19 protein-coding genes are annotated in these 17,104 nt (G+C 63.8%); 12 read left to right on the forward strand and 7 right to left on the reverse strand.

From position 1 onward, the window contains the following. Positions 1 to 98 precede the first annotated feature (98 nt). From lptB to ptsN, 4 genes are all read left to right on the forward strand, one after another. On the forward strand, positions 99 to 1,085 hold the full coding sequence (gene lptB / locus BraRD5C2_RS22325) for an LPS export ABC transporter ATP-binding protein (protein WP_223971497.1): 987 nt from the start codon (positions 99 to 101) through the stop codon (positions 1,083 to 1,085). Positions 1,086 to 1,175: 90 nt separating this feature from the next. Beyond that, positions 1,176 to 2,831, forward strand: a complete 1,656-nt coding sequence (rpoN, locus tag BraRD5C2_RS22330) for an RNA polymerase factor sigma-54 (RefSeq protein WP_223971498.1) — start codon at positions 1,176 to 1,178, stop codon at positions 2,829 to 2,831. A 185-nt stretch (positions 2,832 to 3,016) separates the two neighbouring features. Continuing rightward, complete coding sequence (gene hpf / locus BraRD5C2_RS22335) at positions 3,017 to 3,616, forward strand: ribosome hibernation-promoting factor, HPF/YfiA family (protein WP_176534627.1); 600 nt, start codon at positions 3,017 to 3,019, stop codon at positions 3,614 to 3,616. A 232-nt stretch (positions 3,617 to 3,848) separates the two neighbouring features. After that, complete coding sequence (ptsN, locus tag BraRD5C2_RS22340; protein ID WP_029082506.1) at positions 3,849 to 4,310, forward strand: PTS IIA-like nitrogen regulatory protein PtsN; 462 nt, start codon at positions 3,849 to 3,851, stop codon at positions 4,308 to 4,310. Between the two features lie 113 nt (positions 4,311 to 4,423). Here the strand turns inward: ptsN and BraRD5C2_RS22345 are convergent, their stop codons facing one another. Further along, positions 4,424 to 5,062 carry a TetR/AcrR family transcriptional regulator gene (locus BraRD5C2_RS22345; RefSeq protein WP_223971499.1) on the reverse strand — a complete coding sequence of 213 codons (639 nt, stop codon included), beginning with the start codon at positions 5,060 to 5,062 and terminating at the stop codon, positions 4,424 to 4,426. 334 nt (positions 5,063 to 5,396) lie between these two features. On the opposite strand from BraRD5C2_RS22345, the gene BraRD5C2_RS22350 reads away from it, so the two are divergent. The 6 genes from BraRD5C2_RS22350 to BraRD5C2_RS22375 all read left to right on the forward strand — a co-directional run bounded on the left by BraRD5C2_RS22350 (position 5,397) and on the right by BraRD5C2_RS22375 (position 10,275). Further along, the gene (locus BraRD5C2_RS22350; RefSeq protein WP_223971500.1) at positions 5,397 to 6,200 is read left to right on the forward strand and encodes an SDR family NAD(P)-dependent oxidoreductase; all 804 of its coding nucleotides are present in this window, start codon (positions 5,397 to 5,399) and stop codon (positions 6,198 to 6,200) included. Between the two features lie 36 nt (positions 6,201 to 6,236). After that, on the forward strand, positions 6,237 to 7,367 hold the full coding sequence (locus BraRD5C2_RS22355; protein WP_223971501.1) for a DUF5938 domain-containing protein: 1,131 nt from the start codon (positions 6,237 to 6,239) through the stop codon (positions 7,365 to 7,367). Positions 7,368 to 7,510: 143 nt separating this feature from the next. Next, positions 7,511 to 9,049 (forward strand): AMP-binding protein, encoded by a 1,539-nt coding sequence (locus BraRD5C2_RS22360; protein WP_223971502.1) that lies wholly within the window; start codon positions 7,511 to 7,513, stop codon positions 9,047 to 9,049. A 385-nt stretch (positions 9,050 to 9,434) separates the two neighbouring features. After that, positions 9,435 to 9,710, forward strand: a complete 276-nt coding sequence (locus BraRD5C2_RS22365; protein WP_223972531.1) for a type VI secretion protein — start codon at positions 9,435 to 9,437, stop codon at positions 9,708 to 9,710. Positions 9,711 to 9,794: 84 nt separating this feature from the next. Then, entirely contained in the window at positions 9,795 to 10,037 is a 243-nt protein-coding gene (locus tag BraRD5C2_RS22370; RefSeq protein WP_176534631.1) for a hypothetical protein, read from the forward strand. A 37-nt stretch (positions 10,038 to 10,074) separates the two neighbouring features. Next, positions 10,075 to 10,275 (forward strand): hypothetical protein, encoded by a 201-nt coding sequence (locus tag BraRD5C2_RS22375; protein ID WP_223971503.1) that lies wholly within the window; start codon positions 10,075 to 10,077, stop codon positions 10,273 to 10,275. A 51-nt stretch (positions 10,276 to 10,326) separates the two neighbouring features. Here the strand turns inward: BraRD5C2_RS22375 and BraRD5C2_RS22380 are convergent, their stop codons facing one another. Then, positions 10,327 to 10,884 (reverse strand): cytochrome P460 family protein, encoded by a 558-nt coding sequence (locus BraRD5C2_RS22380; RefSeq protein WP_223971504.1) that lies wholly within the window; start codon positions 10,882 to 10,884, stop codon positions 10,327 to 10,329. A 251-nt stretch (positions 10,885 to 11,135) separates the two neighbouring features. Between BraRD5C2_RS22380 and BraRD5C2_RS22385 the strand changes: the two genes are divergently transcribed. Then, positions 11,136 to 11,483 (forward strand): DUF6665 family protein, encoded by a 348-nt coding sequence (locus BraRD5C2_RS22385; RefSeq protein ID WP_223971505.1) that lies wholly within the window; start codon positions 11,136 to 11,138, stop codon positions 11,481 to 11,483. Between the two features lie 337 nt (positions 11,484 to 11,820). Next, entirely contained in the window at positions 11,821 to 13,152 is a 1,332-nt protein-coding gene (locus BraRD5C2_RS22390) for an MFS transporter (protein WP_223971507.1), read from the forward strand. Between the two features lie 118 nt (positions 13,153 to 13,270). Here the strand turns inward: BraRD5C2_RS22390 and BraRD5C2_RS22395 are convergent, their stop codons facing one another. From BraRD5C2_RS22395 to ugpA, 5 genes are all read right to left on the reverse strand, one after another. Beyond that, positions 13,271 to 13,537 (reverse strand): BQ00720 family protein, encoded by a 267-nt coding sequence (locus BraRD5C2_RS22395; protein WP_092120817.1) that lies wholly within the window; start codon positions 13,535 to 13,537, stop codon positions 13,271 to 13,273. Between the two features lie 50 nt (positions 13,538 to 13,587). Next, on the reverse strand, positions 13,588 to 14,013 hold the full coding sequence (locus BraRD5C2_RS22400) for an Hsp20 family protein (protein ID WP_092120814.1): 426 nt from the start codon (positions 14,011 to 14,013) through the stop codon (positions 13,588 to 13,590). 275 nt (positions 14,014 to 14,288) lie between these two features. Beyond that, on the reverse strand, positions 14,289 to 15,371 hold the full coding sequence (locus tag BraRD5C2_RS22405) for a sn-glycerol-3-phosphate import ATP-binding protein UgpC (protein WP_223971510.1): 1,083 nt from the start codon (positions 15,369 to 15,371) through the stop codon (positions 14,289 to 14,291). Beyond that, a complete protein-coding gene (gene ugpE / locus BraRD5C2_RS22410; protein WP_223971514.1) occupies positions 15,371 to 16,219 on the reverse strand; it encodes a sn-glycerol-3-phosphate ABC transporter permease UgpE in 849 nt (282 codons plus the stop codon). Before ugpE ends, BraRD5C2_RS22405 begins: the two co-directional genes overlap by 1 nt. Further along, on the reverse strand, positions 16,219 to 17,100 hold the full coding sequence (gene ugpA / locus BraRD5C2_RS22415; protein WP_223971515.1) for a sn-glycerol-3-phosphate ABC transporter permease UgpA: 882 nt from the start codon (positions 17,098 to 17,100) through the stop codon (positions 16,219 to 16,221). Before ugpA ends, ugpE begins: the two co-directional genes overlap by 1 nt. Positions 17,101 to 17,104 lie beyond the last annotated feature (4 nt).

A 17,104-nucleotide genomic window follows, 5' to 3' on the forward strand; every position in this document is an offset into this window, starting at 1 on the left:
ATTCATTCAAGGCGCGGGTGATCGCGCTTTGCCGTGCGAATCGATCGGTCCGCAGGCAAGGTCGCGGGATCACCGTGAAAGGCTGAAGCGAAGCGGGGATGGTGGATTTTCTCGGCATGTTCCGGCGGCGCCCTGCGAAACGCAGTTCCGGATTTGCGCGTGCGCATGACGACATCACGGCGCTCGACGACCAGTTCGGCGAGATGCTGACGTCACCGGTGCGCGACGCGCCGCCGATGGCGCGTGCCGCTCCGGTTCCCGCCGTCGAGCTGCCGCGATCCCAACCCGCAGCAGCGCCCGCCCCGGCGCGGGCGAGGCCCGCCAGGAACAACGCCGCTTCGGCGCCGCAGCTCATCAAGCGGCCGGGCTATCTGGCTGTGCACAGCGTGGAAAAGAGTTTTGGCAGCCGCCAGGTGGTGCGCGGCGTCAGCATCTATGTGCGCCGCGGCGAGGCGGTCGGCCTGCTCGGGCCGAACGGCGCCGGCAAGACCACGGTGTTCTACATGATCACCGGCCTGATCAAGGCGGATCGTGGCGCGATCGAGCTCGACGGCCACGACGTCACCAAGCTGCCGATGTATCAGCGCGCGCGCCTCGGCATCGGCTATCTGCCGCAGGAAGCCTCGATCTTCCGCGGCCTGACGGTCGAGCAGAACATCCGCGCGGTGCTCGAGGTCGTCGAGCCCTCGAAGAAGAAGCGCGAGCATGAGCTGGATTCGCTGCTCGACGAATTCAACATCACGCGGCTGCGCAAGAGCCCGTCGATCGCGCTGTCCGGCGGCGAGCGCCGCCGCGTCGAGATTGCGCGCGCGCTGGCGACGCGTCCGAATTACATGCTGCTCGACGAGCCGTTCGCCGGCATCGACCCGATCGCGGTCGGCGACATTCAGGACCTCGTCCGACATCTGACCAATCGCGGCATCGGCGTGCTCATCACCGACCACAATGTCCGCGAGACGCTCGGCCTGACCGACCGCGCCTACATCGTCTATGCCGGTGAGATCTTGACTGAGGGAAGCCCGGAGGAGATCGTTAACGATCCCGATGTACGCAGGCTTTACCTTGGCGAGGAATTCCGCCTTTAGCCCAAATTTTGCATACGTCAAGCCGTGTACATCCCAAGCGGACTAAGATAAGCAAGAATCGAGCCAATTTTTGGAATCGATCTTGCCTCCATGGCACTGACGCAAAGACTAGAGTTCCGCCAGTCGCAGTCGCTGGTGATGACGCCGCAGCTGATGCAGGCGATCAAGCTGCTGCAACTGTCGAACCTGGATCTGTCGGCCTTTGTCGAGGAAGAGCTGGAGCGCAATCCGCTGCTCGATCGGGCCGCCGATGGGCCGGAACCGCCGGTGGCGGGCGAGCCGGCCATGGAGCGGCCGGACTACGGCGATTCCGACGGTTCCTCGAGCTATGGAGACGACGGCGACGCGTCCGACATGGCCGCAGGCTCGGGCGGCGAGGCCGCCTTTGAGCCCGGCCAGGAGGAATGGCTGAACCGCGACCTCGGCACCCGCGCCGAGATCGAGCAGACGCTCGATACCGGGCTCGACAACGTGTTCTCCGAGGAACCGGCCGAAGCCGCCGCGCGCGCCGCGCAGGACGCAGCTCCGTCGGTCTATACCGAATGGGGCGGTGGCGCCTCCAGCGACGACGAATACAATCTCGAAGCCTTCGTGGCCGCCGAGCTGACGCTTGCCGACCACCTCGCCGAACAGCTCGCGGTGGCGTTCTCGGCGCCGGCGCAGCGCATGATCGGGCAGTATCTGATCGACCTGGTCGACGACGCCGGCTACCTGCCGGCCGATCTCGGCCAGGCCGCCGAGCGGCTCGGTGCCTCGCAGCAGGCAGTCGACGAGGTCGTCGCGGTGCTGCAGAAGTTCGATCCGCCGGGCGTGTGCGCGCGAAACCTCAGCGAGTGCCTGGCGATCCAGCTGCGCGAGCTCGATCGCTACGATCCGGCGATGCAGGCGCTGGTCGAGCATCTCGATCTGCTCGCCAAGCGCGATATCGCGGCCTTGCGAAAGCTGTGCGGCGTCGATGACGAAGACATCACCGACATGATCGCCGAGATCCGCCGGCTCGATCCGAAGCCCGGGCTGAAGTTCGGCACCGCGCGGACGCAGACCATGGTGCCCGACGTCTATGTGCGTCCGGGCCCCGACGGCGGCTGGCATGTCGAGCTCAACAGCGACACTCTGCCGCGCGTCCTGGTCAACCAGACCTATTACTCTGAGCTGTCGAAGACGATCCGCAAGGACGGTGACAAGTCGTACTTCACCGATTGCCTGCAGAACGCGACCTGGCTGGTCCGCGCGCTCGATCAGCGCGCCCGAACCATCCTGAAGGTCGCAACCGAAATCGTCCGCCAGCAGGACGGATTCTTCACCTATGGCGTCGCGCACCTCCGGCCGCTCAATCTGAAGGCGGTGGCGGATGCGATCCAGATGCATGAATCGACAGTGTCGCGCGTCACCGCCAACAAATACATGGCGACCAATCGCGGCAGTTTTGAATTGAAGTATTTTTTCACCGCGTCGATCGCGTCCGCCGACGGCGGCGAGGCGCATTCGGCCGAAGCGGTGCGTCACCACATCAAGCAGTTGATCGACGGCGAGGCGCCGTCGGCGATCCTGTCTGACGACACGATCGTGGAACGTTTGCGCGCTTCAGGCATTGATATTGCTCGCCGCACCGTCGCGAAGTACCGCGAGGCGATGCGGATACCATCCTCGGTGCAGCGCCGCCGTGACAAACAGAGCATGCTCGGTAATGCCCTTTCGGCTCCTGCCGCCTCGCCCGACCGCTCGCGCGATACAGCCCCCGTTTAGGTTACTTCTAGAGCATGACCCCGTCCGAGTACGGGCAGGTTCATGCGCTCGTTGCGTTCGCGTCAAATCGCGATAGTCTCAATCTTTCCTGGCGAAGCGTCGTCCAGCAAGGGAGGTGACCGGAAGCCCAGCAAAAATCATGCTCCTGCAAGAGTGATCGAGGCATCCAGCAATTGAGGCATCAAATGACCCTTCGAATCTCGGGAAAGAGCATCAGCATCGGCGAGGCGCTTCGTGCGCGCGTCAGCGAGCGCACCGACGAGGTCCTGCGAAAGTATTTTGATGGCAACTATTCCGGTCACATCACGCTGAGCAAGGATGGCTTCGGTTTCCGCACCGACTGCTCGCTGCATCTGGATTCCGGCATCACATTGGAAGCTGAGTCCAACGCCGCCGACGCCTATGCCAGCGCGGACGCCGCGCTCCTGATGATCGAGAAGCGCCTGCGCCGCTACAAGAGTCGGCTCAAGGACCGCTCCGCCCGCAAGACCTACACCGCGAACGCTGCGTTTGCCGAATTGAACGGCGTCGGGCTCGACGCGCCGAGCTACGTCATCGAGGCGCCGGAGAACGAGGACGAGGTCACCGAATACAGCCCCGTGATCATTGCCGAGGCAACCACTGCGCTGAAGCGGCTGTCGGTCAGCGAAGCCGTCATGGAGCTCGATCTGACCGGCGCCTCCTGCCTGGTATTCCAGCATGGCGGCAGTGGCCGGTTGAACATCATATACCGCCGTACGGACGGCAATGTCGGCTGGGTCGATCCGCCGGCGGTGAGCCCCTGAGGATAGTTGGCCCATGGCATTGACGTCCGAAGCCAGCCCTGCTTATGGTCCGCCGCCTCCAGCAATAATGGGGGCGGAACAGGGTTCGCAGGTGTTGGCACCGCCGATACGTTGGAGTAGAAGCCCTGCCAGTTGGACCCGGGCTAAGCCCGCATCCCGCCTCAACTTCTTGACGCCGCCGCTGTAAAGCCTATTTCGCAACCTGACGGTTCATTCACCTCGGAACGCCCCAATGCCGATTACCGATTTGGTCGCACCCGAGGCGATACTTCCGGCTTTGAAAGTCATCAGCAAGAAGCAGGCGCTGCAGGAACTCGCGGCGCGCGCGTCTGCGCTGACCGGGCAGAACGAACGCGCCGTGTTCGAGGTGCTGCTGCAACGCGAGAAGCTCGGCACCACGGCGGTCGGCTATGGCGTCGCCATTCCGCACGGCAAGCTGCCCAAGCTTGAGAAGCTGTTCGGCTTCTTCGCCCGCCTCGAGCGCCCGATCGATTTCGAGGCGATGGATGGCCAGCCGGTCGATCTGATCTTCCTGCTGCTGGCACCGGAAGGTGCCGGCGCCGATCACCTCAAGGCGCTGGCGCGCATCGCTCGCCTGCTGCGCGACCAGGACGTCGCCAAGAAGCTGCGTGCCTCGCGCGACGCGCAGGCGATCTACTCGGTGCTCGCGCTGCCGCCGGCGAGCGCGGCGTAGTCATCCGCACTCGCGAATTCGCTCGCGCGACTGACATCGGTGCGTAGTCAATACGTCACGCATTGACGCATGCCGATGCGCAATCGTCGGGCTACGAAGCGTTCGCAATTCTCTCAGCAGATCGTCGGCAGCAGACGGCGGACTTCGTCGAGCAGATCGGGGACGGCCTTCTCGTCGCTGGCGAGGTGCCTGAGCAGCGCGCTCTGGAACAGGCCGTCGAACAGCGCGTAGAGCGCGGCCGGAGACGATGCCGGCTTCCTGTTGCCCAACTCTGCGTAGCGCGTGGCGATGCGCCAGATCATTGCTTCCAGGCTCTTGTCGATCTCGAGCACGTCCTTGCGGAACGCCGGCTCGAACATCGCCTGCGAGCGCAGATCGTACCAGAGCCGGTGCATGCGGGCTTCGTCCTGCAACGTCGCCGCGAGCTTGGCGAGGAAGCCTTCGGTCAATTCGTCGCGGCTTCGTGCCGTCGTCACCACCTCGTCGTAGCGCGTCACGCATTTCGCCTTGTAGTGACGGACACAGCAGCAGATCAGATCGAGCTTGTCGCTGAAGTAGTAGTGAAACACGCCATGCGTGAACGCGGAGTTTTGCGCGATCTCGCGCAGGCTGGTGCGCGCGAAGCCGAGCTCGCCGAGCGTTTCCAGCGCGGCCTCCGCAAGTTCGATGCGCCGCGCGTTGAACTTCTCGTCGCGCAGCGTCTCGGCCGCCACCGCCACGCGTTGGGCCGCTCCTGTCGCTTGCCGCGCCATCTCGTGCCTTTCCTGTCTCTTCCCTCAAGCAAACTTATACCGCGCGAACCGCGGCGCACTCCACCTCTTCACAATCATCCTCTTTGACACTTGTCAAATTCAGGCTTGACAAGTGTCAAGTTACTGGACGAGGGTTGGCCCAATAATTTGGACAACCGTCAAGACGGCTGACCTAACGACATCAGGAGGAAATGCACTGCCCGGGCGCGCCTACGCTGCGCCCCGCCGACGCCGGCCGCCACCACCAATGCGCTGAGAATCTGCAGACCGCCGGCCCGTGCTGCCGCCGGCTGCGGCACCGATCAAAATCATCAAGCAAAGGGAGGACTACGTCATGAGTGGGAAGAGCCTTGAAGGCAGGAAAGCCCTGGTCACCGGCGGTGCCCGGGGAATTGGCGCAGCCATCGCGCAGGCGCTGGCGCGGTCCGGCGCCGCGGTCATGATCGGCGACATCCTTGACGATGCCGGCAAGGCAAGCGCCGCCGAGATCGCCAAGGCTGGCGTCAAGACCGGCTTCATCAAGCTCGACGTCACCGACGACGCGCAATGGGAGCGGGCCGCCGCTGCGACGGTCGAAACGCTGGGCGGCTACGACATCCTGATCAACAATGCCGGCATCGAGATCACCTCGCTGGTCGCCGACATCAAGGCCGAGGACGCGCGCCGCATGTGCGAGGTCAACATCGTCGGCACCGTGCTCGGCATGAAGCACGCCTTCCGCGCGATGCGGCCGGGCGGAGCCGCGGGCAAAGGCGGCGCGGTCGTCAACATCGCCTCGGTCGCGGCGACGATCGCCTTTCCGAGCATCGCGGTCTATTCCGGCACCAAGTCCGCAGTCGATCGCATGACGCGGGTCGGCGCGATGGAAGCCGGCAAGCTCGGCTATGGGGTGCGGGTGAACTGCATCTACCCAGGCCTGATCCCGACCGACATGGGCCTCCAGCTCGCCAATGACATCGTGAAGATCGGTCTCGCGCCCGACGTCAACGCCGCCGTCGGCTCGGTGGTGGAGCAGACGCCGCTCGGCAAGCTCGCCGAGGTCTCCGACATCGCCGACGCCGCGGTGTTCCTGTGCTCGAACGAGGCCCGCTTCATCACCGGTATCGGTCTGCCGGTCGATGGCGGAATGGGCATGTAGCAACAAAGCCGACAACACACATTTCGGAGGATCGCAATGAGCGAGAAGAAGCCCGTCATCGTCTATGGCGCATCCGGCTACACCGGCCGGCTGGTCTGCGAATATCTGCGCGAGTACAACATCCCCTTCATCGCCGCCGGCCGCAGCGGCGAGAAGCTCAATGCCGCGATGAAGTCGAACGTGGCCGGCATCGAGACCGCCGACTACGAGGTGGTGACGGTGCCGCACACCGCGGCCGCGCTGACCGAATTGTTCAAAGGCGCCTCGGTGGTGCTCAACACCGTGGGTCCGTTCGCCAAATTCGGCACCGAGGTGGTGCAGGCCTGTCTGGCTGCCAAGTGCCACTACACCGACACGACAGGCGAACAGGACTGGCTGATCACGCTCGAACAGGAGTTCGGCACCAAGTTCGCCAATGCCGGCCTGCTGCTCGCGCCGGGCATCGCGCAGATGTACACCACCGGCGAGATCGCCGCGCAGCTGTGCCTGGAAACGCCCGGCCTCGACACGCTTGATATCGCCGTGTTCTGGGGCGGCAGCCCGACCATTGCCTCGACGCAGACCATCCTGGTCAACGCCGCGATGGCCAAGGCCTACTACCTGGAGCAGAACAAGTACGTCGAGCATCAGCCCGATGCCGGCCTCTACAATCTCGCCATCCCCGGCCAGCACGAGCTGGCGCTGGCGCTGCCTTGGGGCGGCACCTCGCACCCGGTGTGGTTCAAGCGCGATCCGCGCGTGGCCAACGTGAAGGTGCTGGGCGGCGTGTTCAACCGCGCGCTGATGCTGGGCGTGCCGCAGATCGTCGCCGCCGCGCTGGAGGCGACCAAGGACATGAAGCCCGACGAGCGCTACGCCGCGCTGGCGCAGACCGCGGCCGGCGTGATGAACACCATGCCGCCGCGCGAGAACCCGCGCGTCAACAAGTCGATGGATTCGGTGTACGCCTCCGGCCCGCTGGGGCGCGCGCACTGCGTCATCTACGGCAACAGCAACTACAAGCAGACCGGCCTGATGCAGGCCTTTGCCGCGGCGTATTTGCTGCAGCAGCCGCCCAAGCGCGTCGGCTTCGCCTCCGGCTGCCAGGCGTTCGGGCATCACGAGCTGCTCGGGCAATTGCGCAGCTTCGGTCTGGTCGGCAAGCCGGTCCTGACCGTGCACGATTGAGCTTGAACCCCGATCGGATCGGGGCTCAACACGCCGCTCCCTGAAGCGTTTTCGTCAATCGGACCGGTATCCGATTTGCTCGAAAACGCCGCCTCCGCGGGTGACGCAGTCGCGCGTCACCCGCCCCTCGCGCGAGACCTGCCATGCGCTTCATCGATTATCTCGACAAGGGTGCCTCGCTAGGCGCCGACGCGCCGTGCCTCACCATGGACGGTCGCGACCTCAGCTATGGCGACGTACAGCGGCTGAGCTACCGGGTCGCGCGCGGGCTCGAGCGATCGGGCGTCGCGCCCGGTGAGAAAGTCGCGATCCTGTCCGGCAACGATCCACTCGCCTTCGCCTGTGTGTTCGGCATCTCGCGCGCGGCCGCGGTGTGGTGCCCGATCAATCCGCGCAACGAGGCGACCGAGAACAAGTTCATCCTCGACCAGTTCGATTGCAGCCTGCTGTTGTTTCATTCGAGCTTCGCGCCGATGGTTGAAGCCGTGCGGCAGGATCTGCCCAAGCTGCGCGCGCTGGTCTGCCTCGATACTGAATTGCCGTTCGCGCCGTCGTTCGAGCGCTGGCTCGGCGGTCTCGCCGATGATGTCTATCAGCGCGACACGATCGACGATCTCGCGATGATCCCGGGCACCGGCGGGACCACCGGCAAGCCCAAGGGCGTGATGCTCTCCGGGCGCAACATCGAGGCGATGACCGCGCTGACCCTGATGGGCTACCCGTTCAAGGGCCGTCCGATCTATCTCGCGCTGGCGCCGCTGACCCATGCCGCCGGCGTGCTTTGTTTTCCGATCATGACGTTGGGCGGCCGCGTCGTGATCATGCACCACCCTGACATTGGCGAATTCCTCGCGCTGATCGCGCGCTATCGCGTCACGCATACGTTCTTGCCGCCGACCGTGATCTACATGCTGCTCGATCATCCCGGGCTCGATGCAGCCGATCGCAGCTCGCTGCAATGCTTCTGGTATGGCGCGGCGCCGATCTCGGCGACGCGGCTCGCCGAGGCCCTGAAGCGGATCGGGCCGATGGCGCAGCTGTTCGGCCAGACCGAGGCGCCGATGATGATCTCGATGATGGCACCCGCCGATCACTACAATCCGGACGGCAGCATCGCGATGGAGCGCCTTGCCTCCGCGGGGCGGATCGGCCCGCTGGTGCAGGCCGGCATCATGGATGGCGACGGCAAGCTGTTGCCCGCCGGATCGCGCGGCGAGATCGTGGTGCGTGGTTCGCTTGTCATGGAAGGCTACTACAAGAACCCGGAGGCCACGCGCGAAGCTTCGGCGCATGGCTGGCACCACACCGGCGATATCGGCTACATCGACGGCGACGGCTACCTCTATATCGTCGACCGCGCCAAGGACATGATCATCACCGGCGGCTTCAACGTCTATTCGATCGAGGTCGAGAACGCGTTGCGTGCCCACGAGGCGGTGCAGGATTGTGCCGTCATCGGGCTGCCCGACGACAAATGGGGCGAGCGCATCGTCGCGGTGGTGCAGCCGCGCGCCGGCCAATCCGTCGACGCGACGGCGCTGGCTGCGTTCGTCAAGCAGCAGATCGGCAGCATCAAGACCCCGAAGCAGATCGAGGTCTGGGACGATCTTCCGCGGTCCAAGGTCGGCAAGGTGCTCAAGCCGGACATCCGCGCGCGTCTGGCGGAGCGTTCGAGCAGCTAGGGCAGCGCTTGATGTCGATGCTGTCGACCAGACGCTGTTGCCGCACCGGGTTTTAAACGCTCGCTATTCGCCGGCCTTGAGCGTAGAGTCGCGTCATCACCGCCTATCCACGGCATCCACCGGTGACTGAGGGTAACGTAGGGCTCCCGCCAACAGATGAGGAGCATACGTGTCTGGATTTCGTCTGGCCGATTGGATCGTGCCGCCGGTGATCGTTCCCCTGTTTCTTCTGCTCCTGGTGGCCGCTGCCGCTCTCCTGCATGGATAGGGCGACACGACGATGAATTCGGCAGCGCCGGCGTTTGGCCACGCCAGCGCTTGATGTGGCCGGCAACGCGCAAGCGCGCAGCCGGCGCACAACCAAAATCATGAAATGCTCAGTGTGATGATCGCCCGGAAAGGCACTTGTATGAAAACGCTGCTATTCGCCGCGGTTGCGGCCGGCCTGCTTGCACAAGGCGCGTTCGCCGCCGAACCGGCCTGCCACAAGATCGAAGGCACGGTCGGTCGTCTCGCCTGCTATGATGCAGCGTTCCCTCCGACGGTCAAGCAGCCTCCGGCCATCGATAGCAACGCGCCGCGATCCGAATACAAGGACCCGTTGATCGCGGAGGATGCCCGCGTTGCGGCGAAGCTGAAGAATATCTGTCGCGGTTGTTGAGATTTGCGACGAGATATGCGCGTGGCCGGCGACGAGCGCACCGCGTCGTCCTTGGCGTCACCGCGTCCGGCGGAAGGAGCCTTGATGGCAAGCGAAACAACCTACGTCGTACAGGCGTTCAACGCCGGCAAGGGCGGGCATCTCAAGCCGGACCCTCCGATCGTCTGCAAGACGGCAAATGGCGCACTGCGAACGGCAGAGCGCCTGGCGCTGAGCAAGCTCGCAGTTGTTGCATTCTCGTCTACCGGCGATCCCGAAATGGGTGACTATGATGATGAGCCGATGGTCTTCTTCCGGAAAGGCGATCTTCCAGCGGTGTTCGGCTAAAGGCCCGGTTGCGAAAGCTACGTAAGGGAGAACCCGGATGAGCGAACGACTCGAAACGCTGAAGAAAGCCCGCGATCGCATGATCGAGGAGAGGGACGCGCATGCGAAAGTGCTGGCCGCTCCGTTCGATCGTGACAAGGCGGAGCGGGCCCGCAGCAAGTTCGTCGAGGTTCAGGCGTTGGTCGAAGCCCTCGACCGCGCAATCAGCGCCGAGAACTCCGTTCCAACGAGAAGCTGAAGCTTGATATCCGCACGCGGCTAACGGAGCGCCAGCTCGCGCGATCGGCATTCACCTCTTGCCGTATTCGGTGAACACGTAATCGCGATTCTGTACCACGGTGTGGCACGCATACCCGCACTTCGCGTCGTTCTCCTGCGGCGGATTGTCCGCCGTGGTGGCGGGCTTGAATACATCCGAGGCCGCGTCATACTCGAACGCGCCGTATCCCCATCCGCCGCTATCCGCAAACCGCTTGCTGTCCTTCAGCATGAAGTCGACATCGTGTTGTACGCCCGGCACCGTTGGCTGACCGGGATACGCTTCCTGCTTTTTCGGAATCCAATGGATCTTCGCCATCCTGGCGCCGTCCGGGAACGGCTTGCCATTGCCGGGCACGCCCTCGCGGTAGGCGCCGATCATCGCCGGATTGCCCAGGATCACGGCGATGACGCCTTCGTTCTCGCTGATCGCGATCACCGACCAGTCCTCGTATCCCCTGAACTCGGAGAACGCGAGCCCACCGGGCACTTGCAGGCTATATTTGTCCTGTGCGGAAATCGCGACGCCGGTCGCGAGGACCGAAATCGACACCGAAGCAACGAGATTGATCAGCGAGCTCCTCTGCATGGTCGCATCTCCCTCAATCGATAATCTCTTGCTGGAAATTCTTCTTTATCGCGTTGCCTTCTCCGAGGCTCAGGACTGCGCGGACCGTTGGTCACGGGAACGAATTACAGCATGGAATGGCGCGGAGCGAAATGGGGCCGCTGCCATGGTCGGCGGCCCGAAGCACCGGCGTGAGCGCCTATTGACAACCGTCCCATCGCGCCAGAAGAGTCAAGGGTCATCGTCGTGCATGCGCCCGTAGGGGATAACCGATGTCCCTCGACTTTCGCTTCCATCGCACTCCCGTCGACGTTCTCGCTTACGAGCTCGCCGAGGAGAAGGCCTCCGCGCTCGGACGCATGGGCCGCGCGCTTGAGCAGGCGCTTGTCAAGCTGCGCGAGTTCGATGCCGCTCATCCGCGCGCCGAAGCACCGGCATCCGTCCAACAGGCCCGGCGCATCCTGGTGCGGGAAGCCGGCCACGCGCTCTGGATGTTCGTGGTGCAGCGGGAAGCTTGCGGCATGCGCGACAGCCGCGCGATCATGCGCACCTACAATGTGCCCGGCGAAGTGCAGCACTGCATGGGCCCGATGCTCGCCACATCGACCGCATCGCCATAAAGGCGCGGACCGCCACCGCGCTGCAGCAGTGGTCGACGAGCATGTTCGACGAGCATTCCCACAGACCAAGGTCGAATTTACCGGGCGGACCGAAGGACTAGATTTCGTCGTGCAAGACCGTGTCATGAGGGATGTCGTACTCCCGCGATGGCGATCGGTTAGGCCGCGCGCAATCCAGGACCGGCTTCCTTAAGGCCTGCATGGGCACGCCCCGCGCATTTGCGGCCCTGCCCCAACCAAACAAATAACCGGGCATCGATACCGCCTTCCACTGCCGTGGACGGTGGATGAAACGCATTCCAGATGGCCCGAACATGTCGGGCCAGGGAGATGTACGATGACGACATTGGACATTGCGGTCGCCCCGCTCCCGGAAGCCGAGCATCATGCGCAATTGCGTCGCGCATTGATTGCCAGCACGGTAGGTACCACCATCGAATGGTACGACTTTCTGCTCTACAGCACGGTGACCGGCCTGGTCTTCGGCAAGCTGTTCTTTCCCAAGTCCGATCCCCTGGTTGGCGTGCTGGAGGCCTTCGCCATCTACACGGTGGGCTTCATCGCGCGGCCGATCGGTGCCGCGATCTTCGGCCACTTCGGCGATCGCATCGGCCGCAAGGCGACGCTGATCGCCACGCTGCTGATGACCGGCATCGCCACCGCGGCGGTTGGCCTCGTCCCCACCTATGACCAGATCGGCATCTGGGGTGCCGTCATCCTGACCGTCATCCGTTTCATCCAGGGTATCGGTGTCGGTGGCGAGTGGGGTGGCTCGGTGCTGCTCTCGATGGAGTGGGCGCGGACCAACCAGCACCGCGGCTTCATCACCTCGTGGCCGCAGCTCGGCGGCCCCGCCGGGTTGCTGCTGGCAAATATCGCGGTGCTGGTGTTCAGCCGAATCTCCGGCGACCAGTTCCTGGTCTGGGGCTGGCGCATCCCGTTCCTGCTCAGCCTCGTGATGATCGCGATCGGGCTCTACATCCGGCTCGGCATCATGGAGACGCCGACGTTCCGGCGGATCGTGGCCGAGAATCGCGTCGCACGCGTTCCGGTCCTCGAGGTGATCAAGCGGCAGCCGCGGTCGATCATCCTCGCGGCGCTGGCGCGGATGGCCGAACAGGCGCCGGCCTACATCTATCTCGCCTTCGTGTTCGCCTACGGCACCCAGGTCATCCATCAGGACCGCGACTTCCTGCTGATCTGCCTGATCTGTGCCGGTCTCGTCTCGCTCGTCACCATCCCGCTGGCCGGGCACCTGTCGGACCGCATCGGGCGCAAGCGGATGTATCTGATCGGCGCAGTTCTGACCGGGCTGTTTGGCTTCGCCTATTTCGGCCTGCTCAACACCGCGGCGCCGGCGCTGATCTTCATCGCCATCGTGCTGTCATTCGTGCCGCACGACCTGATGTATGGTCCGCAGGCGGCGCTGATCGCCGAATGCTTCACGCCGCGACTGCGCTACAGCGGCTGCTCGATGGGCTACCAGCTCTCCTCGGTCATATCGGGCGGACCGGCACCGTTGATCGCCACCGCGCTGCTGGCCGCCACCGGCTCCGGCTACGTGATCGCGCTCTACATTCTGTTCTGCGCGGTGGTCAGCATTGTCGCGACCGCGATGATGCCCGACTACACCAACAAGGACATTTCGGAGGAGCACGACAGGTCCTGATCGATTGATCCGGGCGGCGTCGTCATAAAAAATGCGCGGGCCGCCTCGATCGGTGTCGAGGCGAGCCCGCGCATTGAACTCGCGGATGCTGAATTAGCCGTCCTTCAGTAGATTTGCGTTAGTGAACGCTGACGGCCTGCAACTCGTTGCTCCAGGCGTTCGCGATCGCGGCTTCGCGGCTGTCGGTCAGCATGATCGGCGTGCCGTCGGCGGCATGCAGTGCGAACAGCTTGAGGCCCGGCGCGATCTTCGGCGCCTGCGGAAAGAGATCCGGCACGTCTTCGGAACGGACCTGCTTCACATAGGCGATATGGCCCTCGCCCAGATGGGCCAGTGCTTCCGGCGTGACGCTCTCGGACTGGTAGATGATATTGGCTTCACTCATGGTCTCGACTCCTCAGTCAGATAAGCGGTCGAGTCCGCTCGTTGTTTCTATTATTCGTGCTCATTGATAGCGATTGTCTTAACGACCCGTTCAGGTTCTGGCCTGGCCAGGTCGATCGACAACAACCCGTTCTTCAGATCCGCGCCCAGCACCTGCATCCCCTCCGCCAGCACGAAGGTGCGCTGGAAGTGGCGCGCGGCGATGCCGCGATGGATGTATTGCCGAGCCTTGTCGTCCTGCTGGCGGCCGCGGATGACGAGCTGATTTTCCTCAATAGTTACATCGAGTTGGTCGCGGGTGAAGCCCGCCACCGCCAACGTGATGCGCAGCCTTTCGGGCTGCCCGTTGGTACGGTCGCACCGCTCGATATTGTACGGAGGATAGCCGTCAGCGCCCTTCACGACGCGGTCGAGCGCACGCTCGATCTCGTCGAATCCCAGAAGGAACGGACTGGACAACGATGGAACACGAGACATTACAAAGTCCTCTCGAAGCGACTTTGAGGGGCCCTTGCGGCACCCCATGCAACCGGCGGGCCGCTTGCCCGTCGGTCATAAGCCAATATGGGAGTGATCTGGATAGCGTTCAAGCGCCTCTGAAACCAGCGTAAATGCCGCCTGGCGCATATCGGTTCTGATCAAATCAGGACCGATATGCTCCACTATTTGTTTTGGGCGCGTTTTCTTCGCGCGAACCGGTGTCCACTTCGCTCCAAAACGCGCCAGGATGGCCCCCAATCGTTCCTGATCGGTTACGGGCCGACGCGCTTGCGACCGTCAGCGGTAAAAAGATGCAGTTTGTCGCGGGGCGCGACCGCCCGGATCTGCTCGCCGATCGCAGGCCCCGTGGCGCCGGGAACCCGGACGATCACTTCGCCCGGCGGCAGCTCGCCCGGATTGGCGGCGATGGCCCGTTCCTCGCGCTGGCGGCTGCCGTAGACGAAGGTCTCGGCGCCGACGTGCTCGATCGCCTCGACCGTCAGGCCGAGCGCGACGCCGCCGGATGCGGTCTCGCTTGTGATCACGAAATCCTCCGGCCGGATGCCGACGATGCCGGCGCCGTCGGCGCCCGCGATCTGGGAGGTCAGCTCGTCCGAACGCAGCGGCATCAGGTTCATCGGCGGGGCGCCGATGAAGGAGGCGACGAAGGTGGTCGCCGGCTTCTGATAGATATCCAGCGGATTGCCGATCTGCTCGACCTGGCCACCATTCATGACCACGAGGATGTCCGCGAGCGTCATCGCCTCGAGCTGGTCGTGGGTGACATAGATCGAGGTGGTGTTGAGCCGGCGCTGCAGCTTGCGGATCTCGACTCGCATCGCGATGCGTAGCTTGGCGTCGAGGTTCGACAGCGGCTCGTCGAACAGGAAGACTTTCGGCTGCCGCACGATGGCACGGCCCATCGCGACGCGCTGGCGCTGGCCGCCGGAAAGCTGCCGCGGCTTGCGCTCCAGCATCGGCGACAGCTCGAGGACGCGCGCGGCTTCCTCGACGCGGGTCTTGATCTCGGCTTCGGCCATGCCGCGGTTGCGCAGGCCGTAGGCCATGTTGTTGTAGACGCTCATATGCGGATAGAGCGCATAGTTCTGGAACACCATCGCGATGTCGCGATCGGCGGGCTCGATCTGGTTGACGATGCGGCCGCCGATGTCGATCTCGCCGCCGGTGATGGTCTCGAGGCCAGCGACCATGCGCAGCAGGGTGGACTTGCCGCAGCCGCTTGGCCCGACCAGCACGCAGAACTGGCCGTCGCCGACGTCGACATCGACGCCCTTGATGGCCTCGAAGCCGCCGGGATAGGTCTTGCGGACGCTGCGCAGCGTGACGTTAGCCATTACTTTTCCGTCTCCACCAATCCGCGCACGAACAGTTTCTGCATCACGACGACGACGAACACCGGCGGCAGCATCGCGAGCAGCGCGGTCGCCATCACCACGGGCCATTCGGTCAGCGCGTCGGTCGTGGTGATCATCTTGCGGATGCCGACCTGGATGGTCTGCATGTCATCGCGCGTGGTGATCAAGAGCGGCCAGAGATACTGATTCCAGCCGAGGATGAACAGGATCACGAACAACGCGGCCATGTTGGTGCGCGACAGCGGCAGCAGCGTATCCCAGAAGAAGCGGAACGGGCCCGCGCCGTCGATCCGCGAGGCTTCCAGCAACTCGTCCGGCACGGTCATGAAGAACTGCCGGAACAGCAGCGTCGCGGTGGCGGAGGCGATCAGCGGCAGCGACAGGCCGGCATAGCTGTCGAGCAGATGCAGATCGGCGACGATCTTGTAGGTCGGATAGATGCGCACCTCGACCGGCAGCATCAAGGTGATGAAGATGATCCAGAAGATCGCCATCCGGAACGGAAAGCGGAAATAGACGATCGCGTAGGCCGAGATGATCGAGATCGCGATTTTGCCGACCGCGATCAGGAGCGCCATGATCAGCGAGTTCAGCATCATGTTGAGCACCGGCTCGCGGGTCGAGCCGCTCGTGCCGACAAACAGTGTCTGGTAGTAGGTCTCGAAGAAATGGCCGCCGGGCAACAGCGACATCTGGCCGTTGGCGATGACGGCGTTGTCCTGGGTCGAGGCGACGATTGCCAGATAGACCGGGAAGGCGACGATCGCGATCCCGATCCACAGGATGGCGTGAGCCAGATAGCGCTGGAAGCCCTCCTCCTCGACCATCAGTAGGTTACCTTGCGTTCGACGAAGCGGAACTGGATGCCGGTCAGCACGATGACGATGACCATCAGGATGACCGACTGCGCCGCCGAGGAGCCGAGATTGCCGCCGAGCAGGCCATCGGTATAGACCTTGTAGACCAGCGTTTCGGTTGCCTTGCCGGGGCCGCCGCGGGTCATCGTGTCGATGATGCCGAAGGTGTCGAAGAAGGCGTAGACGATGTTGATGACCAGCAGGAAGAAGATGGTCGGCGACAGCAGCGGGAAGATCACGGTCCAGAACCGCCGCATCGGGCGGGCGCCGTCGATCGCGGCGGCCTCGATCACGCTCTTCGGTATGCTCTGCAGCCCGGCAAGGAAGAACAGGAAATTGTAGGAAATCTGCTTCCAGGCCGCGGCGAGGATGATCAGGGCCGCCGCCTGGTCGCCGTTGAGCAGCGGATTCCAGTCGACGCCCATGGCGCGCAGATAGCGCGACAGCACGCCGAGCGAGGGGTGCAGCATGAACACCCAGAGCACGCCGACCACTGGCGGGGCGACGGCATACGGCCAGATCAGCAGCGTACGGTAGAGCATCGAGCCGCGCAGCGGCTTGTCGGCCATGACAGCGAGCAGCAGCGCGAACGACAGCGAGGAGACCGCGATCGCAAGCGAGAACGCGAAGGTTCGGACGATCGCCGCGAAATAGGCCGGGTCCTTGAACAATTCGAGATAGTTCTCGAACCACACGAAGGTGGTCGAAAGGCCGAAGGCGTCCTGCAGCAGGAAGGATTGGATCACCGCCTGCGCGGCCGGCCAGTAGAAAAAGATCAGAACGATTGCGAGTTGCGGGGCAACCAGCGCGTAAGGCAACAGCTTTGATTGGAAAATCGATTGCTTTTGCATGATC

Source organism: Bradyrhizobium sp. RD5-C2 (assembly GCF_019972155.1).
Classification (GTDB): Bacteria; Pseudomonadota; Alphaproteobacteria; order Rhizobiales; family Xanthobacteraceae; genus Bradyrhizobium.

What these genes read in the sequence shown, in the direction of transcription:
- lptB (WP_223971497.1), top strand. Translation starts at nt 99, where the DNA reads ATGGTGGATTTTCTCGGCATGTTCCGGCGGCGCCCTGCGAAACGCAGT.
- rpoN (WP_223971498.1), top strand. Translation starts at nt 1,176, where the DNA reads ATGGCACTGACGCAAAGACTAGAGTTCCGCCAGTCGCAGTCGCTGGTG.
- hpf (WP_176534627.1), top strand. Translation starts at nt 3,017, where the DNA reads ATGACCCTTCGAATCTCGGGAAAGAGCATCAGCATCGGCGAGGCGCTT.
- ptsN (WP_029082506.1), top strand. Translation starts at nt 3,849, where the DNA reads ATGCCGATTACCGATTTGGTCGCACCCGAGGCGATACTTCCGGCTTTG.
- BraRD5C2_RS22345 (WP_223971499.1), bottom strand. Translation starts at nt 5,062, where the DNA reads ATGGCGCGGCAAGCGACAGGAGCGGCCCAACGCGTGGCGGTGGCGGCC.
- BraRD5C2_RS22350 (WP_223971500.1), top strand. Translation starts at nt 5,397, where the DNA reads ATGAGTGGGAAGAGCCTTGAAGGCAGGAAAGCCCTGGTCACCGGCGGT.
- BraRD5C2_RS22355 (WP_223971501.1), top strand. Translation starts at nt 6,237, where the DNA reads ATGAGCGAGAAGAAGCCCGTCATCGTCTATGGCGCATCCGGCTACACC.
- BraRD5C2_RS22360 (WP_223971502.1), top strand. Translation starts at nt 7,511, where the DNA reads ATGCGCTTCATCGATTATCTCGACAAGGGTGCCTCGCTAGGCGCCGAC.
- BraRD5C2_RS22365 (WP_223972531.1), top strand. Translation starts at nt 9,435, where the DNA reads ATGATCGCCCGGAAAGGCACTTGTATGAAAACGCTGCTATTCGCCGCG.
- BraRD5C2_RS22370 (WP_176534631.1), top strand. Translation starts at nt 9,795, where the DNA reads ATGGCAAGCGAAACAACCTACGTCGTACAGGCGTTCAACGCCGGCAAG.
- BraRD5C2_RS22375 (WP_223971503.1), top strand. Translation starts at nt 10,075, where the DNA reads ATGAGCGAACGACTCGAAACGCTGAAGAAAGCCCGCGATCGCATGATC.
- BraRD5C2_RS22380 (WP_223971504.1), bottom strand. Translation starts at nt 10,884, where the DNA reads ATGCAGAGGAGCTCGCTGATCAATCTCGTTGCTTCGGTGTCGATTTCG.
- BraRD5C2_RS22385 (WP_223971505.1), top strand. Translation starts at nt 11,136, where the DNA reads ATGTCCCTCGACTTTCGCTTCCATCGCACTCCCGTCGACGTTCTCGCT.
- BraRD5C2_RS22390 (WP_223971507.1), top strand. Translation starts at nt 11,821, where the DNA reads ATGACGACATTGGACATTGCGGTCGCCCCGCTCCCGGAAGCCGAGCAT.
- BraRD5C2_RS22395 (WP_092120817.1), bottom strand. Translation starts at nt 13,537, where the DNA reads ATGAGTGAAGCCAATATCATCTACCAGTCCGAGAGCGTCACGCCGGAA.
- BraRD5C2_RS22400 (WP_092120814.1), bottom strand. Translation starts at nt 14,013, where the DNA reads ATGTCTCGTGTTCCATCGTTGTCCAGTCCGTTCCTTCTGGGATTCGAC.
- BraRD5C2_RS22405 (WP_223971510.1), bottom strand. Translation starts at nt 15,371, where the DNA reads ATGGCTAACGTCACGCTGCGCAGCGTCCGCAAGACCTATCCCGGCGGC.
- ugpE (WP_223971514.1), bottom strand. Translation starts at nt 16,219, where the DNA reads ATGGTCGAGGAGGAGGGCTTCCAGCGCTATCTGGCTCACGCCATCCTG.
- ugpA (WP_223971515.1), bottom strand. Translation starts at nt 17,100, where the DNA reads ATGCAAAAGCAATCGATTTTCCAATCAAAGCTGTTGCCTTACGCGCTG.